Raw genomic sequence first — 25,379 nt, forward strand, 5'->3', positions numbered from 1 at the left:
CCGGAGGTCGGCAATTTCCTCTTCGCCAACGGGTTTTCCGGTCACGGCTTGCAGCAGGCTCCGGCGGTCGGCAAGGCGCTGGCCGAACTGATAGTGCATGGCGGCTATCGCACGGTGGATTGCTCGACGTTCGGGTACAGCCGGATCGCCGACGGGCGAGCGTTCAGGGAATTGAATGTGATTTGAGCAGGAAGGGCGGGTGCGCCGCGACGGTCCTTTTGATGCTGGAGGGACAGAGGGGGGCGAAGGAACGCAACAGGCGGTCGATGGCCAAAGCTGGCGAAAACAGCCGGCCAGGGCCTGCTGCGAACGGAATGATTTTGTGATGATCGTGGCGCTCGATCCGCCGCATTTCCGGACGATCAGCGACTTCCGCAAGCGGCATTTGAAGGCGCTCGAGGCGCTGTTCGTGCAGGTTCTGAAGCTGTGTGAGACGGCAGGATTGGTCAAACTCGGCCATGTCGCGCTGGATGGCACGAAGATCAAGGCGAACGCGTCGAAACACAAGGCGATGAGTTATGAGCGCATGAAGGAGCGCGAGCTGGAATTGAAAGCCGAGGTCGCTCGCATGCTGACGACGGCCGAGCCGCGGATGCCGAGGAGGACGTGACTTTCGGCAAGGACAAGCGCGGCGACGAGATGCCGGATTGGGCCCGCGACAAGCAGAACCGGCTGGCCACGATCCAGCAGGCCGATGGCGTCGCTGGAAGCCAAGGCCAAGCTGGCGGCGCAAGAAGAGCGCCGGATCGAGGCCGAAAAAGAAGAGCAACACCAGGCCGCAGGCCGCAAGAAGCCTGGCAAACCGGCGGCGGCGCCATCAGAGGAGCCCGGTGGCCATAGCAGCTGTTCTCGGAGGAACGCCGTTCGCTGTGCGGCGCTAAAGACTGAGAGATCCTCGAAGAAGGATTGATCCCTTTGCATATCATTATTTTTATATATGATACCCTAACAGATCTAAAAAGTTTTGACTTGCTCGCTGGATAGGTACCTTTGCGTATCATCGCGCATTGGAATAGATCGTATAGGTATCATGATGGACTCTGAATCGGAAATTCTGCGCGAAATCGGTGGGCTTTTCAGGCAGGCGAGGCTGGCCGCTGCCATGACGCAGGAGCAGGTCGCTGACTTGGCGGGTATATCCCGTCCCCGCTATCGCGACATCGAAAAGGGAGCCGCAGCGGCGCGTGCGACGACGCTCATGAATATCGCTCGCGCGCTCGGTCTGGAAATGATGCTGGTTCCGCAAGTCATGGTGCCGGCTGTCCAGGCTCTATTGCGTCCGCATGATGATGAGGATCGACCCGCCTTTGTTTCTCAACCTGACGATGACGATCATGGCTCCAGTCTTTCGCGCACCTAAGACGATCCCGTCGCTGGACGTGCTCTTGAACGCACTGAAGATCGGCACAATCGTTAGGACGCCGGGCGATTTCAATGCATTCAACTTCGATGAGCCCTACCGCGCGACGGGCGGCTTTCCGGTTTTCAGCCTGTCGTTCCGGGCAGCGACGGGAGGATTGCGGAAAGATCCGAAGCCTCTGGCGGGCGCCTTGCCCGCTTTCTTCGCGAACCTCCTGCCGGAGGAGAAATTGCGCGAGGCGATGGAAAAGCACCACGAAGGCAATGTGCGGCCAGGCAATGATTTCGATCTTTTAGCGGCGCTGGGCGCCGATCTGCCGGGAGCCGTACGGGCGTTGCCCAGTGACCGCGCGATAGCGGTTTCGCAGGATGCTTCAAAGGATAAGCCCAAGGCACGGTTCTCACTTGCCGGCGTGCAGATGAAGCTGTCGGTCATGAAGAACACTGGAAAAGGCGGCGGGCTGACCTTGCCGATGGACGACGAGCAAGGCCGATACATCGCCAAGTTCCCTTCGACGGCGTTTCCGGGCGTTTCCGAGAACGAATTCGCCAACCTCGCGCTGGCCGCAGCGATCGGCATGGAGGTGCCTGAACGCGAACTTATCGAGAAGTCCGATTTCGAGGATATTCCCGAGGAATTCAACACGCTGGCAGAGGGCAAGGGCCTTCTCGTCAAACGCTTCGATCGCGGCGCCGATGGCGAGAGGATTCACATCGAGGATTTCGCTCAGGTCTTCGGTGTCTATCCCTCGCGCAAATATGAGGGCGCCGCTTATCACGACATAGCCTGGGCCCTTGGCGTGGCCGTCTCACCTACGGCGGCTCTCGAATTCGTCCGCCGCCTGGCGCTGACGGTCATCACTGGCAATGGCGACATGCACCTGAAGAACTGGTCTTTGATTTATCCCGGCAACGGCGACAAGCCGGTGCTTGCACCAATCTACGACGTCCTGTCGACCGTGCCATATATTCCCGCCGACGCCATGGCGCTGTCGCTTGGAGGGGAGCGCTCGTTCAAGGCGCTAGCAGCACCGCGATGGAAAGCATTTGCGAACCGTGCAAGGCTTCCGGAGCCGGCAGTCCTGAAGGCAGTGGTCGAGACCGTCGAACTCGTCAACGAGCACTGGTGGCATCTGCCTGAGCGCGACGTTGTCGCGGCGCAAGTGCTCGAGCGGATCGACGAACATGTGAAGGCGATGACGCCGATACTGAACTCCTGCGCTGATAGGTGAGCCAGTCCCCTTGAGTTGGTGATATGGCGGAATTATCGCCCGCGGCCCCGTATGGATCGCCGTGGATCGAAGGTATGCCAGCATGGCGCAAGATTCCGCGCAGTCTCGACGAGGACACGCGAGACCAAGCACGTCAGCTCGCCGGAACAGAAGAGTTCGCAGCATCCCGCAATTAACGCAAGAGGGTCGAGATGCTGTTCGCCCACCTCAACACAACGATGCGGTTCGAACGAATGCGGTGACTGAGGATCGCGATCCGACGCTTTGTGTCGCCATTGTCGGGTCCGCTACACGGCTTGTTCCAACGATCCTTTTCTTTGGCCTCAAGCTAAATCCCTGAAAAGCAACCATGAAATTATTCTTCGGTTCGATCAGCCAAATTGGCACGAGTCTTGAGATCCTTGGGTGCGAGGCGGCGACAGCTGCCCGACCGGCATTCATGTCGCGGCAGCCGCGATGAATGGAACGAAGGAAGGAAAGCTACATGTCAGGTTTGCGTCAGATCGCCTTTTACGGCAAGGGCGGCATCGGCAAGTCCACCACCTCCCAAAATACGCTCGCCGCCCTTGTCGACCTCGGGCAGAGAATCCTCATCGTCGGCTGCGACCCCAAAGCCGACTCCACCCGCCTGATCCTGAACGCGAAGGCGCAGGATACGGTTCTGCACCTCGCGGCAGAGGAAGGTTCGGTGGAAGACCTGGAACTCGCGGACGTGCTCAAGGTCGGCTACAAAGGCATCAAATGCGTGGAGTCGGGCGGCCCTGAGCCGGGTGTCGGCTGCGCCGGACGCGGCGTGATCACCTCGATCAACTTCCTCGAGGAGAACGGTGCCTACGACGATGTCGACTATGTCTCCTACGACGTGCTCGGGGATGTGGTGTGCGGCGGTTTCGCGATGCCGATCCGCGAGAACAAGGCCCAGGAAATCTATATCGTCATGTCCGGAGAGATGATGGCGCTCTATGCCGCCAACAACATCGCCAAGGGCATCCTGAAATACGCCCATTCGGGCGGCGTGCGGCTCGGCGGCCTGATCTGCAACGAGCGCCAAACCGACCGCGAGCTCGACCTCGCCGAAGCGCTGGCTTCCAGGCTCAATTCCAAGCTCATCCACTTCGTGCCGCGCGATAACATCGTCCAGCACGCCGAACTCAGGAAGATGTCTGTCATTCAGTATGCGCCGGACTCCAAGCAGGCCGGGGAATACCGGGCGCTGGCCGAGAAGATCCATGCCAATTCGGGCCAGGGCACCATCCCGACCCCGATCACCATGGAGGAGCTCGAGGACATGTTGCTCGACTTCGGCATCATGAAGACCGACGAGCAGATGCTTGCCGAGCTTCAGGTCAAGGAAGCGGCCACGGCGGCCGCACAGTAACGACCGCTACTGACTGGGGGCGCCGCCTAACCTGGCGCGCCTTTCAAAGAACGGCGCCTCGTCGGTGAGGCGTCACCCAGAACCTTGAAAGGGGTCCCATGAGCCTGGAATACGAGAATGACGGCGCCCTCCATGCGAAGCTTATCGAGGAGGTGCTGTCGCAATATCCTGACAAGGCGGCGAAGCGCCGCAAAAAGCACCTCAGCGTCGCAAAGAGCGGCGACGAGGCTGGCGAGGAAAGCGAGCTTCTTTCCGAATGCGAGGTCAAATCGAACATCAAGTCCATCCCCGGCGTGATGACGATTCGCGGCTGCGCCTATGCCGGCTCGAAAGGCGTGGTGTGGGGGCCAGTCAAGGATATGGTCCATATCTCGCACGGCCCGGTCGGCTGCGGGCAATATTCCTGGTCTCAACGCCGCAACTACTACGTCGGCACGACGGGCATCGACACGTTCGTCACGATGCAGTTCACCTCCGATTTCCAGGAGAAGGACATTGTTTTTGGTGGCGACAAGAAGCTGGAACGGATCATCGACGAGATCGAGGAACTGTTTCCGCTGAACAAGGGCATGACTGTGCAATCCGAATGTCCGATCGGCCTGATTGGCGACGACACCGAAGCTGTGTCCCGCAACAAGGCCAAGGAGCACGAAAAAACGATCGTGCCGGTGCGCTGCGAGGGCTTCCGCGGCGTCTCGCAATCCCTCGGCCACCACATCGCCAACGATGCGATCCGCGACTGGGTCTTCGAAAAGAAGGACATCGAGTTCGAGGCCGGCCCGTACGATGTCAATGTGATCGGCGACTATAATATCGGCGGCGACGCCTGGGCTTCGCGCATCCTGCTCGAGGAGATGGGCCTGCGCGTGGTCGGCAACTGGTCGGGCGACGCTACACTGGCCGAAATAGAGCGCGCGCCGAAGGCCAAGCTGAATCTCATCCATTGCTACAGGTCGATGAATTACATCTGCCGGCATATGGAGGAAAAGTATGGCATTGATTGGATGGAGTATAATTTCTTCGGCCCCTCCCAGACCGAAGCCTCTCTGCGCAAGATAGCCAAGCATTTCGGGCCGGAAATCGAGGCCAAGGCCGAGGCGGTCATCGCCAAATACCGGCCGTTGGTCGATGCGGTCATTGCCAAGTACCGGCCGCGCCTCGAAGGCAGGACGGTGATGCTCTATGTCGGCGGGCTGCGCCCCCGTCACGTCGTCACGGCATATGAGGATCTAGGCATGGTGATCGTCGGCACTGGCTATGAATTTGGCCATAACGACGACTATCAGCGTACCGGTCATTACGTGAAGAAGGGCACGCTGATCTATGACGACGTGACTGGTTACGAGCTGGAGAAGTTCATCGAGGGGATCCGTCCTGATCTCGTTGGCTCCGGCATTAAAGAAAAGTACCCGGTCCAGAAGATGGGCATACCGTTTCGTCAAATGCATTCCTGGGATTATTCCGGCCCGTATCACGGCTACGACGGCTTCCCCATCTTCGCCCGCGACATGGATCTGGCCATCAACAACCCAGTCTGGAACCTCTACGACGCCCCCTGGAAGAAAAAAGCCGAGCCGTCGGCGGCGATCGCAGCCGAATGAAAACCTGGCCTCCCGGAAGCCGGGAGGCCGTTGAACGCCTGTGGCGCTTTGTCCGCGGGAGACCTGAAACGTTTCGACGTCCCTGTGCCGCCGTATGGCGGGCCAGATGGAAAGAGGTAACCACCCATGCCGCAGTCGGCTGAAAAAGTTCTCGACCACGCTCCCCTGTTCCGCGAGCCGGAATACAGGCAGATGCTCGCCGAGAAGAGGCTGAATTTCGAATGTCCGCACCCGGACCAGGTCGTTACCGACCAAGGCGAATTCACCAAGACGTGGGAATACCGCGAAAAGAACCTCGCTCGCGAAGCGCTTGTCGTGAACCCCGCCAAGGCCTGCCAGCCGCTTGGCGCGGTGTTCGCGGCCGCGGGCTTCGAGCGAACCATGTCCTTCGTCCACGGCAGCCAGGGCTGCGTAGCCTATTACCGCTCGCACCTGTCGCGCCATTTCAAGGAGCCTGCTTTGGCAGTTTCCTCCTCGATGACCGAGGACGCGGCAGTGTTCGGTGGTCTGAAGAACATGGTCGACGGGCTCGCCAACACGTACCAACTCTACGACCCGAAAATGATCGCCGTCTCGACCACTTGTATGGCGGAGGTCATTGGCGACGACCTGCACAGCTTCATCGAGAACGCCAAGGACGAAGGCTCGGTCCCGCGCGACTTCGACGTGCCCTTCGCCCACACGCCGGCCTTCGTCGGCAGCCATATCGACGGCTATGACGTTACGATCAAGGGCATTTTGGAGCATTTCTGGAAAGGCGAGGAGCGTACGGAAGCCGGGGGAACCATCAACATCATTCCGGGTTTCGATGGCTTTTGCGTTGGCAACAACCGGGAGCTCAAGCGCCTGCTCGATCTGATAGGCGTGTCCTATACCTTCATCCAAGACGCCTCTGACCAGTTCGACACGCCGTCGGACGGCGAATACCGCATGTACGACGGCGGCACGAAGATCGAAGACGTGAGGAAGGCACTCAACGCCGAGGCGACACTTTCGCTACAGCATTACAACACCCGAAAAACACTGGAGTATTGCGAGGAGGTCGGGCAGGCGACGGCATCGTTCCATTACCCTCTCGGCGTCCAGGCGACCGACGACTTCCTGATGGAGGTCTCCGCGATTTCCGGCAAGCAAATCCCCGAGGCAATCCGCCTGGAGCGCGGCCGACTTGTTGACGCCATGGCGGACAGCCAATCCTGGCTGCACGGTAAGAAATACGCCATCTATGGTGATCCGGACTTTGTCTACGCCATGGCCCGCTTCATCATGGAGACGGGCGGCGAGCCGACCCATTGCCTCGCCACCAACGGCACCTCGGCATGGCAAGCCGAGTTGAAGGAACTGCTTGCATCATCGCCCTTCGGCAAGGATGCTCAAGTCTGGGCGGGCAAGGACCTGTGGGCGATGCGCTCGCTGCTCTTCACCGAGCCGGTGGACCTGCTGATCGGCAACTCCTATGGCAAGTATCTGGAGCGCGACACCGGCACGCCGCTGATCCGGCTGACGTTTCCGATCTTCGACCGCCACCATCACCATCGCTTTGCGCTTATGGGCTACCAAGGCGGGTTGCGCGTCCTGACGACGATCCTCGACAAGATCTTCGACAAGCTCGATCGCGAGACAAGCGAGACGGGCGTGACGGACTATTCGTATGACCTCACCCGCTAAGAGTGGCAGCCGGCTCTTCGGTGAGGCCGGTCGTCTTCCCCATGGACTTTGGAGACCGACGCAATGTCCTCGCTCAGAGCCAAAATCCAGGATGTCTTCAACGAGCCCGCCTGCGAGCAGAACCGCGGCAAGGATGCCAAGGCGCGCAAAAAGGGCTGTTCGAAGCCACTGACCCCCGGGGCGGCGGCCGGCGGCTGTGCCTTCGATGGCGCCAAGATCGTGCTGCAGCCGATCACCGACGTTGCGCATTTGATCCATGCGCCGCTCGCCTGCGAGGGCAATTCCTGGGACAACCGCGGTGCGGCTTCGTCCGGGCCAACGCTGTGGCGCACGAGCTTCACGACCGACCTCACCGAACTCGACGTTGTGATGGGGCAGGGCGAGCGGAAGCTCTTCAAAGGGATCCGCGAGATCAAGGAAGCGTATGGGCCGCCGGCTATCTTCGTGTATCCGACCTGCGTGACGGCGCTGATCGGCGACGACATCGAGGCCGTCTGCAAGCGAGCGGCGGAAAAGTTCGGCCTAGCGGTGGTGCCGGTCAATGCGCCGGGCTTCGTCGGCTCCAAGAATCTCGGCAACAAGCTTGCCGGCGAGGCGTTGCTCGAGCATGTCATCGGCACGGTGGAGCCCGACGATGCCGGCCCTTACGACATCAACATTCTTGGCGAATTCAACCTCTCGGGAGAATTTTGGCTGGTGAAGCCGCTCCTTGATCGGCTGGGCATCCGGGTGCGCGCCTGCATTCCGGGCGACGCACGTTACCTCGACATTGCCTGCGCGCACCGCGCCCGGGCGGCTATGATGGTGTGCTCGACCGCGCTCATCAATCTCGCCCGCAAGATGGAGCAGCGCTGGGATATTCCGTTCTTCGAGGGTTCCTTCTACGGCATCACCGAAACCTCGGAAGCGCTCCGACAGATCTCTCAGCTGCTCGTGAAGAAGGGTGCCGATCCGGAGATCCTCGGCCGCACCGAGGCATTGATTGCAGATGAGGAGGCGATCGCTTGGAAGAAGCTCGCGGCCTACCGGCCGAGGCTCGAAGGCAAGCGCGTGCTGCTCAACACTGGCGGTGTGAAGTCCTGGTCGGTCGTCCATGCGCTGATGGAGATCGGCATCGAGATCGTCGGCACCTCTGTCAAGAAGTCGACCGTCGAAGACAAGGAGCGCATCAAGCAGATCCTCAAGGACAACAACCACATATTCGAGCAGATGGCAGCGCGCGAGCTTTACGCCATGCTCTCAGAACACAAGGCCGATATCATGCTGTCGGGCGGGCGCACGCAATTCATCGCGCTGAAGGCCAAGACACCCTGGCTCGATATCAACCAGGAGCGCCAACATCCTTACGCCGGCTATGACGGCATGGTGGAACTCGTACGCCAGATCGACCTCGCCATTCATAACCCGATCTGGCGCCAGGTGCGGGAACCGGCACCATGGGATTGCCAGCCTGCGGTGAGGGAGGAACTGCCGAGCACGAAAAGCGAGACCGCGACCTTACATGCTGTCCAGGAATTCGCCGGCACGACGGCCGACGATTTCGGCGAGTGTTGAGCAAGCCGATGGTCCGCATCCTTCCCCAGACCAAAGCGGCGGCGGTCAATCCGCTGAAGTCATCGCAGCCGCTGGGTGCCGCCTTGGCCTTTCTTGGCGTCGACGGCGCGATGCCGTTGTTCCACGGCAGCCAGGGGTGCACCAGCTTCGCGCTCGTGCTCTTCGTGCGGCATTTCAAGGAAGCCATTCCCTTGCAGACAACCGCGATGGACGAGGTGGCGACGATCCTCGGCGGGGCAGACCATCTGGAAGAGGCGATCCTCAACCTCAAGGCCCGGACAAAGCCAACGCTGATCGGCGTTTGCACGACGGCGCTGGTGGAAACCCGGGGCGAAGACTGTGCAGGAGATATCGCCAATATCAGGCTGAAGCGCGCGGAAGAACTCGCGGGTACGGAGGTGGTGCTAGCCAACACACCGGATTTCGACGGCGCGATCGAAGAGGGCTGGGCCAAGGCTGTCAGCGCGATGATCGAAAGGATTACGCGTCCCGGCGAGCAGGCGCGGCAGTCGAAGAAGATCGTGATCCTGCCTGGCTGGAACCTCACTGTGGCTGATATCGAGCATTTGCGTGAGATGGTTGAAAGCTTTGGACTCAAGCCGGTGGTTCTGCCGGACATCTCCGGCTCGCTCGACGGTACGTTGCCCGACCGCTGGGTTACGACCACCTATGGCGGCACCAGTGTCGAGGATATCCGTGAGCTTGGCACGGCCGAGCAATGCATCGTCATCGGTGAGCATATGCGCCGCCCGGCCGAGCTGCTGCAGAGGTTGACCAGCGTGCCTTACGTGCTGTTCCGGTCGCTGACTGGATTGAAGGACGCCGACCGGTTCGTCTCGCTGCTGTCCGTGGTTTCGGGCGCGACGGCGCCGGCTGGGGTGCGCCGTTGCCGGGCGCAGTTGCAGGACGCGTTGCTCGACGGACATTTTCACTTTGGAGGCAAGAAAATTGCGATCGCTGCTGAACCAGACCAACTCTACCAACTCGCGAGCTTCTTCATCGGCATGGGCTCCGAAATCGCGGCGGCGGTCACCACGACCGACATGTCGAAAATTTTGGAGGAAGTACCGGCGCAGTCGGTTCAGATCGGCGATCTCGGCGATTTGGAAGCTCTTGGCGCCGGCGCTGATCTTCTCGTCACCCATTCCCATGGCCGCCAGGCGGCGCAGCGCCTCGGCATTCCGCTCATGCGGGTCGGCTTCCCGATCTTCGACCGGCTCGGCAGCCAGCACAAGCTCACAATCCTCTATCAGGGGACCCGCGACCTGATTTTCGAGGTTGCCAACATCTTTGAAGCCAACCGGTACGCGCCGACGCCTGAGGCGCTTGATCCACTCCGTAAGCGAGAAATGCCAGATGAGCTCCGTTCGTCGCCTCTCGCTCGTCACTGACGAGGTTCACGCACCGACGCCGGAACGCCAAGCCGGCGCATTGCGCGTGGCGATCGCCACGCAGGACATGAAGAACCTCAACGCCCATTTCGGTTCGGCCAGGCGCTTTGCTGTCTACGACGTGACGCGCGAGGAGTGGAATCTCGTGGAAGCCGTGGCCTTCGATGACGTTTCGGACGAGAGCGGGAAGCACCCAACTGAGGGCGATGACCGCATCACCCCGAAGGTGGAGGCGCTGAAGGGATGTCATCTCCTGTTTTGTCTGGCGATCGGCGGACCTTCGGCAGCCAAGGTTGTTTCGGCAAAAATTCATCCGATCAAAGTGCCGCAGCCCCAAACCATCCAAGAGGTGCTGTTGCGCACGCAGATGATGCTCAGGACGTGTCCTCCCCCTTGGCTGCGCAAGGTGCTGGCGCAGGCAGGTGTCGCCGAACAGAAACCGTCCTTCGAGGACGAGGACTGAAATGAGGAGTAGGCGAAATGTCTGACGCCGTGGTTAGCCCTGCTGTCGCCGAAGACGAGGCGGCCCTTGCCACCCCGTTCGTCAAATGTCTTGTGCGGCTGGTCCGGGCTCATGATTCCCACGGGTCTTGGGAAGGCAAATCGGACGCCGAGCTGCTGGGCGACTTCATCATCACCAGGGAACAGCGCCGTGCGATCCCGATCATCAGCGATCCCGATCCGGACGTGCTGTGGAGGCTCGAGATGTTTTACACCGCCGTCGGGCTTGCGATCGAGGAGCGCTCCGGCCTGATGGCATCGCCGATGATGGAGATGAGTCATGAGGGTTTCGGGCGCGTGCTTCTCACGGCCGGGCGGTTGGTCGTTGTTTCGAAGACTCTGCGCGACGTCCACCGGTTCGGTTTCGAGACGTTCTGGAAACTCGCCGCGGCGGGCACGCAACTGGCCGGCGATGCGATCACAGCCATTGAAGCCTATCCCGAGGTGGCGCGGGCATGATGGAACCGGCTCTTCGAGCCCGAGGATCATGCCAAGCCCTGAGAACAGGCCATGCTCAACCCACTCAGCCAAGGCGGTCGATGCCGATTTGGTTCTTGGGATAGCTCTGATGAAGCCATTGGTCCTGATCTGTTCGCAAGATGCTGAGTTGTATCTGTTCCTCAGCCACATTCTGGGAGTGGACGGCTTCACGAGTGAGCCGGCAGACGGCGTGAAGGAAGCACTTGCATTGGCCGATGAACGGGAGCTCCAGGCGGTAGTACTGGACTGCGGGCCGGCAAGCGCGACAGGCTCTACAATCTGCGCCCGGTTCAAGGGGGAGCCCCGGACCGGCGGCCTGCCCGTAATTGCGCTGATCGCGCCCGGCGCCGAGAACCAGCACCTCGATCTCTTGAAGGCAGGCATTGACGAGAGCTTTGTGCGGCCCTTCGCGCCGGCAAAGCTGCTCGACTGTCTACGGACGAAGCTGGCGCTGCCGAAGCCGGGTTCAAACGGGATCGAAAACCGCAGCTGGCTCTGTTGCGGCAGCCTTGAGATGAAGCTCGATGCCCATCGGGTTCGCGGTAATGGCCACGACATCCATCTCGGACCTCTCGAGTTCAACCTGCTGCGACATTTTCTTGAGGCTCCCGGCAAGGTCTTCAGCCGAGACGAGCTGATCGACGCGGCCTGGCCGGACAATATCCATATCGGTGCACGCACTGTCGACGTCCATATCAGCCGCATAAGGAAGGCGCTGAAGGCGGCCTCGCCAGGTAGCGTCATTCGCACCGTCAGGTCGGCCGGCTACTCGCTCGAGAAGCCGGACGACTAAATAGCGAACGGGTGGAGTGCCATTTCCCATCTACGTCAGGCTGAGGGCAAGTCTTGCGGCTTCGAAACGCGCCTACAGGTACGACATACTTAGAAAGAAGCAGTCAGATGGCCTTCAAAAGCCTACTCAGCGTGACGGGAGCCGACCACGCCGATCCGGACGTCAGAACAGCTGCCGGCTTGTGTGCCGAGGTCGGCGCGAATCTTTCCGTACTGATTATGTCGCCTCCGCGGCTCGTTACGTCGCCTCCGCCGCTAGGCGATGGCATTCCCGAATGGCCTAAACAACGCGCACAGGCCATTGCCAGATTGGAAAAACGGTACAGGCAAATCGAGACATTTTCACAGGACACGGCCAGTCTGGAAAAAACATCCAGGGAAATTCACAAACTGCTGAGAGCCACGTGGCGGTGCTATGATGTCGATATTGCCAACTGCGATCAGGCCAGCGTCGGTGACGCGGTGCGACAGCGGGCGCTCTGCAATGACCTGACAATCGTCGGCCCCGCACTTCTCAACGACATTAACCTCGGACCCCTTGTTATCAACGGCAGCCTGTTCGATACCGGGAAGCCGTTGCTTGTCGTGCCGGAGGGCGCTGAGGCGACTCTGTCGCCACAGCGCGTGCTGGTCGGCTGGGATTCGCGGGCCGAGGCGTCCCGGGCGGTTCGGGAAGCGCTGGATCTGCTATCCGCCGCTGAGGAAGTTCGTGTCGCCCTCGTCGATCCTGTGCCGACCTGGACCGGAAGCGGCGCCGAGCCGGGAGCCAACGTCGCTGCCTATCTCACTCGGCACGGTGCTCGGGTGTCGGTTGACCTGCTGCCGAGTGCCGGCAAACCGGTGGCCACGGTGCTCGCGCAGCACGCAATCGACACGTCTGCCGACATGATAGTCATGGGTGCTTACGGCAGCCGCCGGCTGCGCGAGTGGCTCTTCGGTGGCGTGACGAGATGGATAGTTGGGAAGCCGCCATTGCCGCTGTTTTTGGCTCGCTGACGGGTTCCGAAGCAGCACCGACGCTGTTCGAAGCTCTACTCACTGGGTCACTATCCTGAGGCCAAGTCGGAGAAAGATCGTGGCAAACCTGCAAGCTTCGCGAAGCTTCTCGGAGCCAATCTGCACCCGCCGCCCGAGAACATCCGCGCGCGCCGCGAACGCGCGCGCGGGATGGTTCTGCTCGCCCGAGGTTGGTCCGTGATGCTGAGACCAACGGCCGGGCAGAGGTATGGGCAGTCCTCACTGCAGCCACGATCACGGCGCAGGTCGGCGTCAGGTCAAAAGAGGGTCGTTCAGCGCGACCGAGTTCGGACCCGTAGCGGCATCCTATGCGCGCTATCGTGGCGACCGAGTGGTCTTTGGCCGGTCAATTCCGACAACGCTCACATTCACACCAGGCGGTCACTGTAGGGCTTGTGCACAGGGACACAGAACGACAAAAGCAGGTTCACCGGGCCAGCGCATGCCGGCACTCATCCTGGCCCTCTTCGCCACGATCATCATCGTCAATCTGGTGATGACGGTACTCGCGACCCGCAGCCGGACATGACCGGCTTCGTCGTGAAGAACTCCGGTGTCGCGAGCCAGGAATTCAATCGCAAAGCGGAAGACAGGGCAGAGGCGATGCTCGGGTGGAGCGGCCCCTGCAATCGCAATGGCGTTCCGCTACCAGCTGAGCGACCGAAAAGGCAAGAAGCTCAAGCAAGGCTTGAGGCGGACGATGATCACGAGGCTGACGGTAGCCAACGCAGTCATAATGTCCATCACGTCCCTCAGCCGAATACCCTGTCGAGTCGTCCGTGGCCACGCTTCTCGGGCGACGCGAAGCGCGTGATGCGTGTTCAAGACCTGACAGTGGCAGAAAACATGTCGCGTCCAATACAACCGGCTATCTTGGGCACCCCGGAAGTTTTTTAAGGTGTAATCAAGCGTTTACTGAGCGCTGAGCGCGTTGGCACGGCCTTTGCGAATTGAGAGTCAGCAACACTGAGTGAAGGCTGACTGCACGCAGATGCCCAAGACGAGCGATGCTCTACCTTCCTTGAACCCTCGTTCCCCGTCTCAAAGGGGGAACAAGCCTGCGCATAAGGTCACGCAACCTTTGGCAACAGCTTTGGAGAGCAAAATGGTGTTGCGGATGGGGTCACCGGCTCCTTCGATCAAAGTGGAGGACTGGCTGCGTGGCGAGCCTCTTGCGAACTTCCAGCCCGGCAAAGTCTATATCGTCGAATTTTGGGCAACTTGGTGCCGACCAGGTGTGGGGGAGATGCTCCATTTGATGCGGCTCCAGGAAAAATACAAGGGCGGCGGACTTGAGGTTGTCGGCGTCGCGGCTGATGAAGACGCTCCAACGGCCGTTGAGGCTCGAACCAAGTTGGACGCGTGGTTGACCGAAAAGTGCTCGCATCTGAACTATCGGATCGCTTTCGACTACACAGGCGAAATGAACAAGCTTTGGATGAAACCCAGCTTTTCCGCCGGGATTCCGACTTCGTTCGTGGTCGACCGAGACGGCCACATCGCCTTTATTGGTCATCCGGGGCAACTCGATGAGATTTTGCCGAAAGTGCTCAACGGCAGCTGGCGCACCAGCGATAAAGCGAAAGCCGCCGATACGGAGCGGATCGCCAGAAGCGAATCCATGGCGCGTGAACAAGTGTTGAAGAAGCCTATCGATGACAGATTTTGGGCGGCGGTGAAGTTAGAAGATTGGAAGACGGCGCTCTGGGCGATCGAAGAGGGAATCGCCTTGATGCCGGACGACATCAATTTCCGCCTGGCTCATGCGCATCTGTTGCTTCACAAAATTCAAGACATGTGGACCGGCTTACCCGTGATGCGCCAATTGGTTCGCGACGCGATCGACAAAAACTCCGAGGACTGGATGGTTTCGGCGCTAGACCAACTTTTCCATCCGGCCAATGACCATTCGCGCCTTCCCCCTGCTGAGCGCTTCGCGATGGGCAAGGAGCTGTCCGAACACATCCTGGCGCTGAATCCCCCGCAAGGCGCCGGCCCTAAGTTCCGGTCCTATCCCGCGGTCGCCCGGTACTATCACGAGAACGGCAACAATGATCGCGCGACCGAGTTGGTCGAACTGGCAATGACGTCGCTGGACGGTCCGGAGCCTATCCCGGCCCGATTGAAAGAGCAGCATCTGCCGGATTTGCTGCAGGCCCTCGCCAAGTACAGGGGTGGGAAGGTTTGTTGCGGCGATCTCTTTGCGGCCCCGCAAAACAATTTCCAGAAGGTGCCAAAGCGCGGTCGGCCGAGGAGGAAAGATAAAAAAGGGTAATTGGTCGAAATGGCTTATTGGCCAATTCGTCCATTTCCCTGTCGTGACCGCAGCAAGGAGGGTCCATGCAGCACTTGGTCGATCGTTTGCAGCAGGATCGACGCTCGAATCTTCATGGCCTCCGGCCGCATTGCGGCGGAAGTGATGTACGACCCGAATTCGCGTGGAAGACTTCGCAGTCGAGGACGTGTTCAAGGTCGGCCAGAGGGACATCATTGCCTAGAATCAGCCGCGCCGAGCCGGGCGTCGCAAGTGTGCTCGAAGTAGGCGTCCCAGAAAACAGACATCGTGCTTCGAGGAAGAGGACTGAAATGAGGAGAAGGCGAAATATCTGATGCCGCGGTCAGCCCGGCTGTCAACGAGGACGAGGCGGCCCTTGCCATGCCTTTTGTCAGATGCCTCGTGCGGCTGATCCGTGCTCAGGAAGCCTCCGGGTCACGGGAAGGCAAATCGGACGCTGAACTGCTGGGCGACTTCATCATCACCAGAAAACAGCGCCGTGCGATCCCCATCATCGGCGATTCCGATCCGGACGTGCTGTGGAGGCTCGATCTGTTCTACACGGCCGTCGGGCTTAGGATCGAGGAGCGCTTCGGCCTTATGACATCGCCAACGATGAAGATGCGATTGCTTTTCACGGCGGGCGGTTGGTCGCTCTGTCGTGACATCCACCGGTTCGGCTTCGAGACGTTCAGGAAGCTCGCGGAGGCCGGTACGAAACTGGTCGACGATGCGACTGCAGCCATCGAGGCCTATCCCGACGTGGCACGGGCGTGAAGAAACCGATTTCGAGGAGGGACTTATGTCAAAGCTAGATGAGATGGGGAAGAAATTCCGAAAGCTTCAGCTGCGCGCGGCAGTTGCCAAGATGAAATTGCGCGACCTTGCAGAGAATCTCCCGGGAAAATGGACGGAGATAGAGGACGTTGCCGAGGAAACGTCGGCCGTTTTTGCCGAGTTGGATGATGCCAAGAGAGAGCTCGCTGCAATGAAGAAGTTACGATGACGAGCACATTCACCACCCGCGACGGCTCCGGATGGGTGCCGGAATATCTCACCGCTATAGACGGCACGACCTGCATCGGCTGCGGCCGCTGTTTCAAAGTCTGCTCGCGCGAGGTCATGCATCTTTACGGCGTCGATGACGCGGGTGAAATCCTCGGCGCCTGCGACGGCGAAGACGACGATTTCGACGGCGAGCTCAATCGCATGATCATGGTCGTCGACCATGCCGGCCGCTGCATTGGCTGCGGAGCCTGCGGCCGCGTCTGCCCGAAGAACTGCCAGACCCATGTTGCGGCCGACCAGGTCGCAGCATGATCTGAGGAGACAAACCAGGAGAACGGCGTTGCCCTTAAAAATCTTTTGTCGCGTCCTGGGGCTGGTCCTCTGCAGCAACGCTCTGATTGTCTACTTCGCTTCTCATTCCATCCGCACAGTAGTCGTCAAGATGCTGGCTTGTTCGTTGCTCCTTCAGTTGGCATATTTCGCAAGCGTGCTCTTTCTGATCTGGCGGTCTGGCTGCGTTAGCCGAGCTGGCCAAAGTGCTGAGCATTTCGGCAGTTGCAAGGAAGTTGGATCCGAGCCGCCAGACCTTGATGAGGCAACGAATGAATCCGCAGATTTGCTCCAGCGCGATCAAATGCTGGCCACATCGCTGCTGCTGCCTTGAGGTGCCATGACAAGATCAGTGCTCAAATTAGCGCCACTTTGCACCAACCATAAACATTGAGCAGATATTACAAGGAATACCGTGCTTGAGAAGTCGATGGTGACAGAAATCCGGTCCTAGTTAATCCAGGAGATGCAGTTTTGAATCCCATACGCATTGGTAGCCTCTCGCAGTACGCCGTGCGGCTGCAACGCTCAATGACGAACGAGGTGCTGGAAATGGTAATGGGACACTCTTCGACGCCGGATAACGCAGACGACGTCAAATCAAAGACGCCTCTAGAATGACTCGTGCATGGCTAATTCAGCTCCATCGCGTGTTGCCGGAGAGAAAATGCTGGAAAATTTCGAACGCTATCCGCTCACCTTTGGATCCACGCCCATCGAGAAGCTCGACCGCCTCTCCAAGCATCTGGGGGCCAAGGTGGAAATCTACGCCAAACGCGAGGACTGCAACTCCGGTCTCGCGTTCGGCGGAGACAAGCTCCGCAAGCTCGAATACATCATCCCCGACGCGATCGGGATCGCGTCAAATGCCGATACGCTTGTCTCCATCGGCGGCGTGCAGTCCAATCACACGCGGATGGTCGCCGCGGTCGCCGCCAAGATCGGCATGAAATGTCTCCTGGTTCAGGAGAGCTGGGTACCACATGAGGATGCCGTCTAGGACCGGATCGGCAACATTCTCTTGAGCCGCATAATGGGAGCAGAGGTGCATCTGGTCGACGAGGGCTTTGACATCGGCGTCCGCCGCAGTTGGGAACAAGCGCTCTATGAGGTCAAGGCAAGGCGCGGCAGACCCTATGCGATACCAGCCGGGGCGTCTGTTCACCCGAACGGCGGCCTCGGTTATGTGGGGTTCGCGGAGGAAGTGCGCGCCCAGGAAAAACAGCTTGGGTTTGCCTTCGTCTATATCGTCGTTTGCACGGTCACCGGGTCAACGCCTGCCGGCAAGGTCGTCGGATTGGCCAAGGACGGTCGGCAGCGCAACGTGATCGGTATCGATGCCTCCGCCACCCCCGCCCAGACCAAAGCGCAGGTGCTAAACATTGCCCGGGATACTGCGAAGCTCGTCAAGCTTGGCACGGAAATCGTCGAGGATGACGTGGTGTTGCTCGATGGGTACGCGTCTCCCTGTTACGGCCTTCCGTCAGAGGCAACGAAGCAGGCCATCCGCCTGTGTGCGCGGCTCGAGGGTATAATCACCGATCCCGTCTACGAGGGCAAATCCATGCAAGGGATGATCGACCTCGTCCAGAAAGGCTTCTTTCCAGAGGGATCGAGGGTGCTCTACGCGCATCTCGGCGGCGGGCCGGTCATCAACGGGTACAGCTACACCTTCCGTAATGGCTGACGCTCGACAGATTGCGATTTCGCCGTCCTGCCGTGCCGGCGAAGCGCCCAAAGTAGGTGCGAGGGCCGCCCAGCAAACCGATGGAGCCGGGGTTGATTGCCGCCCAACGCGAAGCTGACTGAGTTCATTGGAAAATTTTGATCGATGGATATTTGCTGAGGAAGTTGAAAATTCGCTGAGAGTATTATCGTGAAAAATGTTAGAATACTAATTGATGAACCCGGTAGCATAGGAGATATACTTCAACACTTTCTGGCGTGGAAACAACGTTCCACCATAATTAAACAATTTAATGTGTTGCCTGAAAATTCAGGGTTGTCCAAGAGCGCAAGAAAGTGGAGGCATATCCGATGATCTTACAGGAACTGGTCTCTGCCATCCCGGGCGGCAGGGCTTTGGAAATAACGACGACCACCGGCTGCATCGTCGGATGTTCTTATTGTCCGCAGGACAAGTTCAAAGAGCGGTTATGATGTGAAGCATCTTCGTCTTGAAGATTTCAAGCGATGTCTGGCGCGCGTACCAACTTCCGGCGACATTAGTTTCGCCGGGTACTCCGAGCCTTGGCTCAATCCGGATTGCACCGAAATGGTCGAGCACGCTTACGCGAGAGGCCATGCCATCCGGATTTTCACGACGCTTGTAGGAATGAAAGGGCGGTGTTGAGGCGCGCTCGCGAGCGGCTTCGCTCCGCCGAGCTACACCACGAGCCGGGGCGATGATTCGTGTTGCTGCCGAAGCGGCCTGCAACACCGTAGCATGCTGCTGCATGGCAGAAGCGCCTGTCACACATGGGCCGGTGTTAGCGCTGAGCTTGATAGGATTGGCAGGCGTTTCGCCGGGCACAAGCAGGTGCGTCAACTACCAAATGCCGTAGTATCGACGCCTCCCCGAAAACTCTAGAACTGAGTTCGTTCCAACGCATAGACGAGAGGTATCGCCGTGCAGAGCAACGTGGCTAGGGTAGAGGTTCCGAAGTGCGTCAGTGCACCAGTTGAGCTGCCGCGCGAGTCCGGTCTCCCTTTTGTCGCGAACCCTTTTGAGGAGCGTGTCGGCATTACGAACACATTCGTGGGAGCTCACGACCGTCCAAAGTTCCGTCCGGACTGTTCTGACCTTGTAAGTGAAACTGACGAACAACCGAGACCAACAAACGCATTTAATCACTCTCTCCTTGAACGCGACGCTACATGCAGAGGGACCTGAAATGAACACTGACGTTTTTACGGCTTACGAGTCTAACGTTCGCCGCTACGGGCGGTCGTTTCCCGCAGTCTTTACGAAGGCCCTTGGGGCGACAATCTGGGACGAGGCCGGTAACCCATATATCGATTTCCTTGTAGGGTCCGGCGCACTCAACTACGGGCACAACAACCCGAATATTATTGCACCGGCCATCGAATATATCGCTGGCGACAACATTCTTCTATCCCTTGACATGTATACAGTGGCAAAGCGTGACTTCATTGAAACGTTTGTGGATTCGATCCTGAAGCCCAGAGGCCTTTCTTACAAAATACAATTTCCTGGGCCGACCGGCACAAACGCTAATGAAGCGGCGCTGGCGCTGGCGCGAAAATATACGGGCCGCTCGAGCGTCATGGCCTTCACGAATGCGTTCCATGGCATGTCGCTCGGCGCTCTGGCGGTGTCGGGTTCGGCGTCAACCAGGGAACTGGGCGGCGTTGCTCGCCACGATGTGATCCGTGTCCCGTACGACGGCTACCCCACCCAAGCCTTCGATTCCGCGAGTTACATCGACTCCGTATTGAGCGACCCAGGGAGCGGCATTGAAATACCCGCCGCAATCATTCTGGAGACCATTCAGGCAGAAGGCGGCATGAACACTGCATCCGCACCTTGGCTCGCAGAAATTCATCGCATTTGCCGTAAACACGGCGTTGTTTTGATAGTCGACGACATTCAGGCAGGCGCAGGACGAACGGGCGATTTCTTCTCATTCGAGTTCGCGAAAATCGAACCCGACATCGTGTGCCTTTCGAAATCCCTAAGTGGTTCAGGTAATCCATTCTCCATTGTTCTGATCCGCCCCGACATAGACATATGGAATCCCGGAGAACACAGCGGGACCTTCAGAGGCAACAATCTCGCCTTCGTGACTGCAGGGGCCATGTGCAAAATGTGGTCCGACAGGCAGTTTACTGCAGGCGTCGAGCGGACAGCAGTCAACCTGCAACGACACCTTGATCGCCTCGTTGCGAAATTTCCCAAGTGCATCGAACAAAAGCGCGGCCGTGGTCTGATGACCGGCCTCAAGTGCCGTTCACAGGCCATTGTCGGCCGTGTGCACGATGTCGCGTTCGAAAACGGCCTGCTGATCGAATCTTCAGGGCCAAATCGCGACGTCATCAAAGTCCTCCCGCCGATTACCATCACCGATAACGAGCTCGATCATGGCATCGCCATCCTCAATCAGGCACTACAGGAGCAAGACAATGGAGAATAACCAAGTATCTAAAGCGCCAGCCATCTCGCCTCTTGCGATCAGAGAACGCACCGGCTCGATCAGCACTGCGGAGATCATCTCAGTCCTGCAGGGTGAGATCACCGCTCTGCACATCAGACAAGCTTTCAGCACCGAAGTAGCCGAGGAGATCACCGCGAACTTTATTGGCAGTCCCGGTCTCAAGGAGCGTAAAGATGGCGTCCCCGGACAGTATGTCGGCGCATCCCACTACAGGAAGGATGCAGCCGCCTATTTCCCAGAGTCAGAAAATGCGAGACCGTTCGTCAGCGCCCTTTTTGAGAATTTGGTTGATCCGGTCCGAGGATTATTCGACGCGTTGAAGCGCGAGCTTCACGACCAGGGCATTGAATTGCGGCTGGCCCGTTCAGAACACGGTCAGGCTAATATTTGTCGCGCTCTCAGTTGGTCTGGCAGGGGCACATTTTCCTTGGAGCCCCACGACGATGTCGCTCAAGTCGTATGTGCTGGGAAGGATTACGAGTTTTCTGCGGTGGCGGAGAACACCGTCGCGGCGCTCAACTTCTATCCCAGCATGGCCGAGGAAGGTGGCAATCTGCGGCTCTGGAGCCATAAGCCGACAGTCCCGGATCGAAAGTCGCAGGGTGTGGAGACCACGGGCTATCCCTATTCGGCAGCTTATCTCGAGGCCGTTCCTTGTCGCGAAATCCAGCTCAAGGCTGGGGATATCGCCCTGATTGATGGCGGTTTCATTCACGGGGTCACCGGTCAATCAGGCAAGGGAAAGCGTCGCCTGGTGCTGAACAGCTTTTTCGGGTTTGCGCGGCCGGATCTTGTTCTCTGGTGGACCTGAAGTTGCTTGACCCGCGCCGGCGGCATCGGATCGCTGTTGACAGCATCCAGCGGCAGCTCGCCGCGCTTCCAGGCAACTGCCTCGCGCAGTCCCTCGAGCGGCCCTCGCCGAAATCGTCGGCGGTGGTCTTCTTGATCGTCCTAGCGATCCTTCAACTCGCTGATCAGCACCTTTATCGCCGCCACGAACTGGTGCGAGCTGGGAACCGATATCTCCTGGCCGTGCCGACATTGATCGGCCCGGTTTCATCGTAGCGCTCCATCAGAAAGACGAGCGCGCCGGCTGGGTCGTCTACGTTCATGAATGCGCGCAAGGGCAAGCCGCTGGGGCTAGGCCGACCACGACCGAGTCGCGGACTCGACCAACCCAACAGGAGGAATCTCTTGCCCGGCGTTTTGCCTCGAATCCGGACCGGATTGCTCCACGGCGAAAGCGGAATTCATGCCTTGTTCAACCGTCCAATCTCCGACGATGTCGGACATGCGACATAGCAGTGTTAGAGCCATCACACTGTTTTGAAAGGAGTTTCTCCTTTGGCATCCGCAAATGCGTCATGGACTGGGAGAATTCGTCCCATGATCACGCTCACCGAAAATGCCGTCGCCGACGTCAAGACCGCGCGTGCATCGTGTTGGCCACTCCTAGTCTTGTGCGGACGGCCTGCAAATGCATGGTCGGCGGTATGGATGCTGATGTTCAGTCGTTCGGCGATCTCGTCGTTAATAAGCCCTTCGGAGGCTCAAGCCACGGCCTCACGTTGCCGACATGAGAGATGGGATGTGGCGCGGCCGATTTGTCCACTGGCCAACGCAGAGCCCAGCCAAGTCCGTGTGCAATTACGAATTGCGCGTGAATCGATCTGCGTCACTGACCTCGAGCTTGTCCGCAGCGTTCTCCAACGTCGGAAAGGAAAGCGTGACTCCTTCACGAAGACGGAATTCGCTGGCCTCATTCATGATGGGCTGGCCTATGGGGCAGCCTCAGCAGAGTTCAGCTATCTCGTTCCAGTGGAATGAAGAGACCCTCGCCGAACGAGACGAATTGCCGGATCCCGATAAATGTACCTATGCGAAAAATATCAGTTTGGCCACCCTCTTGGCCAGCCGTCGAGGAGAACGTGTGACAATTGCTCCCGCCTTGAAGAAGTGGGTGGCGGGACCATTCCTGCAAGAAGGTTTGTTGCGCCATAACGATGTCCTCCAGAAGCACCTGCGCAATCGAAGCGTAGCTGTCTTGCTCTTAGCTTCATGAAAGAGGCGGCAACGATCGCCTCGTACGTGACCCATCTACGGTAACGCGCAAATGTACGCGGCTGCGAATTATTTTTATTTTCAATCAAAGCCATGGCACGCGTTCAGCGAAACGTCAGTCTCGTATGATTCGCCGGAAGTGGTGGGCATGCTGCCGAACGCAAACGAGCTCGACGCTGCAGGCGAGGATTTCGTCATCTGCGTTCGATCGGCGGCAGATCGGTGTTGTGGCAAGCGGGCCGAACCTGTCCAACAGGCATCCCTGCAAATCTTGTCTTGGGGGCAGCTGTCCGCGTGTGGCTCGGCGCCAACGTGCTCGTCGGCGGAACCGATCAGGCATTCTCACGGCAGCCTCTCTGGTTGAGGAAGAGACGGGCATCAATATCGTGGCGGGCGTGCTTTCAGTCACCTTGCGAAATGCAGGGTTTAGCGATGGCCGCCAGTCGTGGCTACCACGAGAATTGTTGAGACGAGAGACGGTGCTGAGCCTGCTCAAGTCGCATACCGCTCGGATGATCAGCTCCGAGAGGCTGGTAAGCATCAGCTGAGGACGACACCAATGAACGGCGCCGAACTGTTTGTATCTGCACTGGAAAACGAGAAGGTTCAGCAGATCTTCGGCGTACCCGGAGAAGAGAATCTCGACCTTGTTGAAGCACTGCGGCATTCCTCGATCAAACTGGTGGTGACGCGCCACGAGCAGGCGGCATCGTTCATGGCGGCTACGCATGGGCGGCTTACCGGCAAGCCCGGAGTCTGCCTGTCCACACTCGGTCCCGGTGCGCTGAACTTCACGACGGGCGCAGCCTATGCCTTGCTCGGCGCGATGCCTATGATCATGGTCACCGGGCAGAAGTGCATCCTGAGCCGGAAGCAGGCACAGTTCCAGATGGTGGACATGGTCTCGACCATGACGCCGCTGACTAAGATGGCGCGCCAGATCGTCGGCGCCGCGACCATCCCGACTATCGTGCGCGAAGCGTTTCGGGTAGCGCAGCAGGAGCGGCCAGGGCCGGTCCATCTCGAGCTCCCGGAAGATGTCGCAGCCGAGAGAGTGGCCGTGGTTCCGCAGATGGTGCCCCCCCATCCGATCGACCCGCCCGTCGCGCCCACAACGGCATTGGATCGCGCGGCAGAGCTCATCCTCAAGGCCCAGCGGCCGCTGGTCATGTTTGGTGCAGCCGCAAGCCGGCCGCGCTTGGCCGAGGCGCTGACGGACTTCGTGAGGCGCCTCCATATCCCCTTCTTCAACACGCAAATGGGTAAGGGCGCGGTATCAGGCGGGTCCGGACTGTACATGGGCACCGCCGCTCTGTCGGAGCGGGATTACGTGCACCGGGCGATCGATAGCGCCGATCTCCTCATCTCGATCGGCAATGACACCGTGGAAAAACCGCCCTTCCTGATGGGGCCGAAGGGGCCGACCGTGCTCCATGTGGGCTATCTGCCGGCGACGGTCGAGGAGGTATTCTTCCCACATGCCGAGGTGGTGGGTGATCTCGGACCGAGCCTGAGATTGCTTGCTGACCGCCTCGAGGGTAAGCTGCCCAACGCCGGTGCGCTTCTCGGGCTGCGTGAGGGGATCCTGACCAGGATCGCCGACCGGGCGAAGGAAAGTCGCTACCCGCTGACCCCGCAGCGAATCGTGCACGACGTGCGCCAGGTCATGCCCGAGGACGGCATCGTCTGCCTCGACAACGGCATGTACAAGATTTGGTTCGCTCGCAACTACCGTACCCGCGTAGCCAATACGCTGCTCCTCGACAATGCGCTCGCCACCATGGGCGCAGGGCTGCCTTCAGCGATCATGGCCGCGATGCTCTATCCGGAACGCCGCGTCCTCGCGATATGCGGCGACGGCGGGTTCATGATGAACTCGCAGGAACTGGAGACGGCGATTCGCCTCGGACACCACCTGGTCGTGCTCATCCTACAGGACGACGCTTATGGTATGATCCGTTGGAAACAGGCCGTAAATGGCTACAGCGATTTCGGCATGACTTTCAGCAATCCCGACTTTGTCACTTATGCCAAGGCTTACGGCATCGAAGGCAGGCGGATAGAAGGCCCCGACGATCTCGTGCCGACCCTCGAAGCGGCATTTGCGGCGGGCGGTGTCCATCTCATCAGCACGCCGGTAGATTATTCGGAAAACATCCGGGTCTTGGTCGACGAATTGTCTAGTCAGAACGGTATCTAAGGCGACGCAACTACTTCTGGGCCGGACGATTCTCATACGGCCCCTTGGAAAAGCGGCTGCATGCCCTCAAGGGCCCAGGTTTGGGTATATGTCTCAAAGCACTCGAATTTTCCGCGGTTCGGCAAGGCGATCCGGACGGCGCCCGGGACCGCGGCCCTACGAGCATATTATTCCTCTCCAAGCAGATCGCGCCGGCTCAGGTCCAGCGCTTCCGCGTGACGACGCAGCGCATGCGCTATAGTGAGTGAGCCGACCACACGCCACGTTGCCCCTGCGTCGTTGACTGCGAGTGCTTCGGCCTTCCTTCGGTCGAAGCGCTTCAATCGCCTCCTTGACTGTCATGAACGGCAGCAGCAC

Annotated in this window: 23 protein-coding genes and 3 pseudogenes; 25 read left to right on the forward strand and 1 reads right to left on the reverse strand. The window is 59.3% G+C overall.

The features are described from left to right. From NKI72_RS23025 to NKI72_RS23120, 20 genes and pseudogenes are all read left to right on the forward strand, one after another. Window positions 1-186, forward strand: a pseudogene (locus NKI72_RS23025) (FAD-dependent oxidoreductase); the annotation flags it as partial. 97 nt (window positions 187-283) lie between these two features. Beyond that, a pseudogene (locus NKI72_RS23030) lies at window positions 284-694 on the forward strand (transposase); the annotation flags it as partial. 339 nt (window positions 695-1,033) lie between these two features. After that, on the forward strand, window positions 1,034-1,360 hold the full coding sequence (locus NKI72_RS23035) for a helix-turn-helix domain-containing protein (protein WP_352753969.1): 327 nt from the start codon (window positions 1,034-1,036) through the stop codon (window positions 1,358-1,360). Then, window positions 1,335-2,591 carry a type II toxin-antitoxin system HipA family toxin gene (locus NKI72_RS23040; RefSeq protein WP_352850960.1) on the forward strand — a complete coding sequence of 419 codons (1,257 nt, stop codon included), beginning with the start codon at window positions 1,335-1,337 and terminating at the stop codon, window positions 2,589-2,591. The genes NKI72_RS23035 and NKI72_RS23040 overlap by 26 nt, the downstream gene beginning before the upstream one ends. 484 nt (window positions 2,592-3,075) lie before the next feature. Continuing rightward, on the forward strand, window positions 3,076-3,969 hold the full coding sequence (gene nifH, locus NKI72_RS23045) for a nitrogenase iron protein (protein WP_352850962.1): 894 nt from the start codon (window positions 3,076-3,078) through the stop codon (window positions 3,967-3,969). A gap of 98 nt (window positions 3,970-4,067) precedes the next feature. Then, a complete protein-coding gene (gene nifD / locus NKI72_RS23050) occupies window positions 4,068-5,570 on the forward strand; it encodes a nitrogenase molybdenum-iron protein alpha chain (protein ID WP_352753973.1) in 1,503 nt (500 codons plus the stop codon). Window positions 5,571-5,696: 126 nt separating this feature from the next. Beyond that, a complete protein-coding gene (gene nifK, locus NKI72_RS23055; protein ID WP_352850963.1) occupies window positions 5,697-7,238 on the forward strand; it encodes a nitrogenase molybdenum-iron protein subunit beta in 1,542 nt (513 codons plus the stop codon). A 63-nt stretch (window positions 7,239-7,301) separates the two neighbouring features. Continuing rightward, window positions 7,302-8,792, forward strand: coding sequence for a nitrogenase iron-molybdenum cofactor biosynthesis protein NifE (gene nifE, locus NKI72_RS23060; protein WP_352753977.1), 1,491 nt, complete (start codon window positions 7,302-7,304; stop codon window positions 8,790-8,792). An 8-nt stretch (window positions 8,793-8,800) separates the two neighbouring features. Then, the gene (gene nifN, locus NKI72_RS23065) at window positions 8,801-10,183 is read left to right on the forward strand and encodes a nitrogenase iron-molybdenum cofactor biosynthesis protein NifN (protein ID WP_352850965.1); all 1,383 of its coding nucleotides are present in this window, start codon (window positions 8,801-8,803) and stop codon (window positions 10,181-10,183) included. Further along, on the forward strand, window positions 10,149-10,646 hold the full coding sequence (nifX, locus tag NKI72_RS23070) for a nitrogen fixation protein NifX (RefSeq protein WP_352753981.1): 498 nt from the start codon (window positions 10,149-10,151) through the stop codon (window positions 10,644-10,646). Before nifN ends, nifX begins: the two co-directional genes overlap by 35 nt. A gap of 17 nt (window positions 10,647-10,663) precedes the next feature. Next, window positions 10,664-11,143 (forward strand): NifX-associated nitrogen fixation protein, encoded by a 480-nt coding sequence (locus NKI72_RS23075; RefSeq protein WP_352495003.1) that lies wholly within the window; start codon window positions 10,664-10,666, stop codon window positions 11,141-11,143. A 109-nt stretch (window positions 11,144-11,252) separates the two neighbouring features. After that, entirely contained in the window at window positions 11,253-11,957 is a 705-nt protein-coding gene (locus NKI72_RS23080) for a winged helix-turn-helix transcriptional regulator (protein ID WP_352753985.1), read from the forward strand. Window positions 11,958-12,064: 107 nt separating this feature from the next. Further along, complete coding sequence (locus NKI72_RS23085; RefSeq protein ID WP_352850966.1) at window positions 12,065-12,952, forward strand: universal stress protein; 888 nt, start codon at window positions 12,065-12,067, stop codon at window positions 12,950-12,952. Window positions 12,953-13,498: 546 nt separating this feature from the next. After that, the gene (locus NKI72_RS23090; RefSeq protein WP_352753989.1) at window positions 13,499-13,870 is read left to right on the forward strand and encodes a hypothetical protein; all 372 of its coding nucleotides are present in this window, start codon (window positions 13,499-13,501) and stop codon (window positions 13,868-13,870) included. A gap of 208 nt (window positions 13,871-14,078) precedes the next feature. Then, complete coding sequence (locus NKI72_RS23095; protein WP_352753991.1) at window positions 14,079-15,248, forward strand: TlpA disulfide reductase family protein; 1,170 nt, start codon at window positions 14,079-14,081, stop codon at window positions 15,246-15,248. A 327-nt stretch (window positions 15,249-15,575) separates the two neighbouring features. Further along, entirely contained in the window at window positions 15,576-16,025 is a 450-nt protein-coding gene (locus NKI72_RS23100) for a NifX-associated nitrogen fixation protein (RefSeq protein ID WP_352754049.1), read from the forward strand. 25 nt (window positions 16,026-16,050) lie between these two features. Next, window positions 16,051-16,254 carry a CCE_0567 family metalloprotein gene (locus tag NKI72_RS23105; RefSeq protein ID WP_352753993.1) on the forward strand — a complete coding sequence of 68 codons (204 nt, stop codon included), beginning with the start codon at window positions 16,051-16,053 and terminating at the stop codon, window positions 16,252-16,254. Continuing rightward, window positions 16,251-16,568, forward strand: coding sequence for a ferredoxin III, nif-specific (gene fdxB, locus NKI72_RS23110; protein ID WP_023722647.1), 318 nt, complete (start codon window positions 16,251-16,253; stop codon window positions 16,566-16,568). The genes NKI72_RS23105 and fdxB overlap by 4 nt, the downstream gene beginning before the upstream one ends. A gap of 28 nt (window positions 16,569-16,596) precedes the next feature. Beyond that, on the forward strand, window positions 16,597-16,920 hold the full coding sequence (locus tag NKI72_RS23115; RefSeq protein ID WP_352753998.1) for an exopolysaccharide production repressor protein: 324 nt from the start codon (window positions 16,597-16,599) through the stop codon (window positions 16,918-16,920). A gap of 333 nt (window positions 16,921-17,253) precedes the next feature. After that, window positions 17,254-18,273: pseudogene (locus NKI72_RS23120) on the forward strand (1-aminocyclopropane-1-carboxylate deaminase). Between the two features lie 456 nt (window positions 18,274-18,729). Here NKI72_RS23120 and NKI72_RS23125 read toward each other — a convergent pair. After that, window positions 18,730-19,044 (reverse strand): hypothetical protein, encoded by a 315-nt coding sequence (locus NKI72_RS23125; protein ID WP_352754000.1) that lies wholly within the window; start codon window positions 19,042-19,044, stop codon window positions 18,730-18,732. A gap of 436 nt (window positions 19,045-19,480) precedes the next feature. Between NKI72_RS23125 and ectB the strand changes: the two genes are divergently transcribed. The 5 genes from ectB (at window position 19,481) to NKI72_RS23150 (ending at window position 25,022) form a co-directional block, all read left to right on the forward strand. Further along, complete coding sequence (ectB, locus tag NKI72_RS23130) at window positions 19,481-20,740, forward strand: diaminobutyrate--2-oxoglutarate transaminase (RefSeq protein ID WP_352850967.1); 1,260 nt, start codon at window positions 19,481-19,483, stop codon at window positions 20,738-20,740. Then, a complete protein-coding gene (locus NKI72_RS23135; protein WP_352754004.1) occupies window positions 20,730-21,572 on the forward strand; it encodes a 2OG-Fe(II)-dependent halogenase WelO5 family protein in 843 nt (280 codons plus the stop codon). The genes ectB and NKI72_RS23135 overlap by 11 nt, the downstream gene beginning before the upstream one ends. After that, a complete protein-coding gene (locus tag NKI72_RS23140; protein WP_352754006.1) occupies window positions 21,563-21,826 on the forward strand; it encodes a hypothetical protein in 264 nt (87 codons plus the stop codon). Before NKI72_RS23135 ends, NKI72_RS23140 begins: the two co-directional genes overlap by 10 nt. Before the next feature lie 625 nt (window positions 21,827-22,451). Further along, window positions 22,452-22,823, forward strand: coding sequence for a hypothetical protein (locus NKI72_RS23145; RefSeq protein ID WP_352754008.1), 372 nt, complete (start codon window positions 22,452-22,454; stop codon window positions 22,821-22,823). Between the two features lie 558 nt (window positions 22,824-23,381). Further along, window positions 23,382-25,022 carry an acetolactate synthase large subunit gene (locus NKI72_RS23150; RefSeq protein WP_352754010.1) on the forward strand — a complete coding sequence of 547 codons (1,641 nt, stop codon included), beginning with the start codon at window positions 23,382-23,384 and terminating at the stop codon, window positions 25,020-25,022. Window positions 25,023-25,379 lie beyond the last annotated feature (357 nt).

It is taken from the genome of Mesorhizobium sp. M0437, from assembly GCF_040321335.1.
Taxonomy (GTDB): Bacteria; Pseudomonadota; Alphaproteobacteria; order Rhizobiales; family Rhizobiaceae; genus Mesorhizobium.

What these genes read in the sequence shown, in the direction of transcription:
- NKI72_RS23085 (WP_352850966.1), top strand. Translation starts at nt 12,065, where the DNA reads ATGGCCTTCAAAAGCCTACTCAGCGTGACGGGAGCCGACCACGCCGAT.
- NKI72_RS23105 (WP_352753993.1), top strand. Translation starts at nt 16,051, where the DNA reads ATGTCAAAGCTAGATGAGATGGGGAAGAAATTCCGAAAGCTTCAGCTG.
- NKI72_RS23095 (WP_352753991.1), top strand. Translation starts at nt 14,079, where the DNA reads ATGGTGTTGCGGATGGGGTCACCGGCTCCTTCGATCAAAGTGGAGGAC.
- NKI72_RS23150 (WP_352754010.1), top strand. Translation starts at nt 23,382, where the DNA reads ATGAACGGCGCCGAACTGTTTGTATCTGCACTGGAAAACGAGAAGGTT.
- nifE (WP_352753977.1), top strand. Translation starts at nt 7,302, where the DNA reads ATGTCCTCGCTCAGAGCCAAAATCCAGGATGTCTTCAACGAGCCCGCC.
- fdxB (WP_023722647.1), top strand. Translation starts at nt 16,251, where the DNA reads ATGACGAGCACATTCACCACCCGCGACGGCTCCGGATGGGTGCCGGAA.
- nifK (WP_352850963.1), top strand. Translation starts at nt 5,697, where the DNA reads ATGCCGCAGTCGGCTGAAAAAGTTCTCGACCACGCTCCCCTGTTCCGC.
- nifX (WP_352753981.1), top strand. Translation starts at nt 10,149, where the DNA reads ATGAGCTCCGTTCGTCGCCTCTCGCTCGTCACTGACGAGGTTCACGCA.
- NKI72_RS23080 (WP_352753985.1), top strand. Translation starts at nt 11,253, where the DNA reads ATGAAGCCATTGGTCCTGATCTGTTCGCAAGATGCTGAGTTGTATCTG.
- nifN (WP_352850965.1), top strand. Translation starts at nt 8,801, where the DNA reads ATGGTCCGCATCCTTCCCCAGACCAAAGCGGCGGCGGTCAATCCGCTG.
- ectB (WP_352850967.1), top strand. Translation starts at nt 19,481, where the DNA reads ATGAACACTGACGTTTTTACGGCTTACGAGTCTAACGTTCGCCGCTAC.
- NKI72_RS23135 (WP_352754004.1), top strand. Translation starts at nt 20,730, where the DNA reads ATGGAGAATAACCAAGTATCTAAAGCGCCAGCCATCTCGCCTCTTGCG.
- NKI72_RS23040 (WP_352850960.1), top strand. Translation starts at nt 1,335, where the DNA reads ATGGCTCCAGTCTTTCGCGCACCTAAGACGATCCCGTCGCTGGACGTG.
- nifD (WP_352753973.1), top strand. Translation starts at nt 4,068, where the DNA reads ATGAGCCTGGAATACGAGAATGACGGCGCCCTCCATGCGAAGCTTATC.
- nifH (WP_352850962.1), top strand. Translation starts at nt 3,076, where the DNA reads ATGTCAGGTTTGCGTCAGATCGCCTTTTACGGCAAGGGCGGCATCGGC.
- NKI72_RS23090 (WP_352753989.1), top strand. Translation starts at nt 13,499, where the DNA reads ATGACCGGCTTCGTCGTGAAGAACTCCGGTGTCGCGAGCCAGGAATTC.
- NKI72_RS23125 (WP_352754000.1), bottom strand. Translation starts at nt 19,044, where the DNA reads ATGCAGCAGCATGCTACGGTGTTGCAGGCCGCTTCGGCAGCAACACGA.
- NKI72_RS23035 (WP_352753969.1), top strand. Translation starts at nt 1,034, where the DNA reads ATGGACTCTGAATCGGAAATTCTGCGCGAAATCGGTGGGCTTTTCAGG.
- NKI72_RS23075 (WP_352495003.1), top strand. Translation starts at nt 10,664, where the DNA reads ATGTCTGACGCCGTGGTTAGCCCTGCTGTCGCCGAAGACGAGGCGGCC.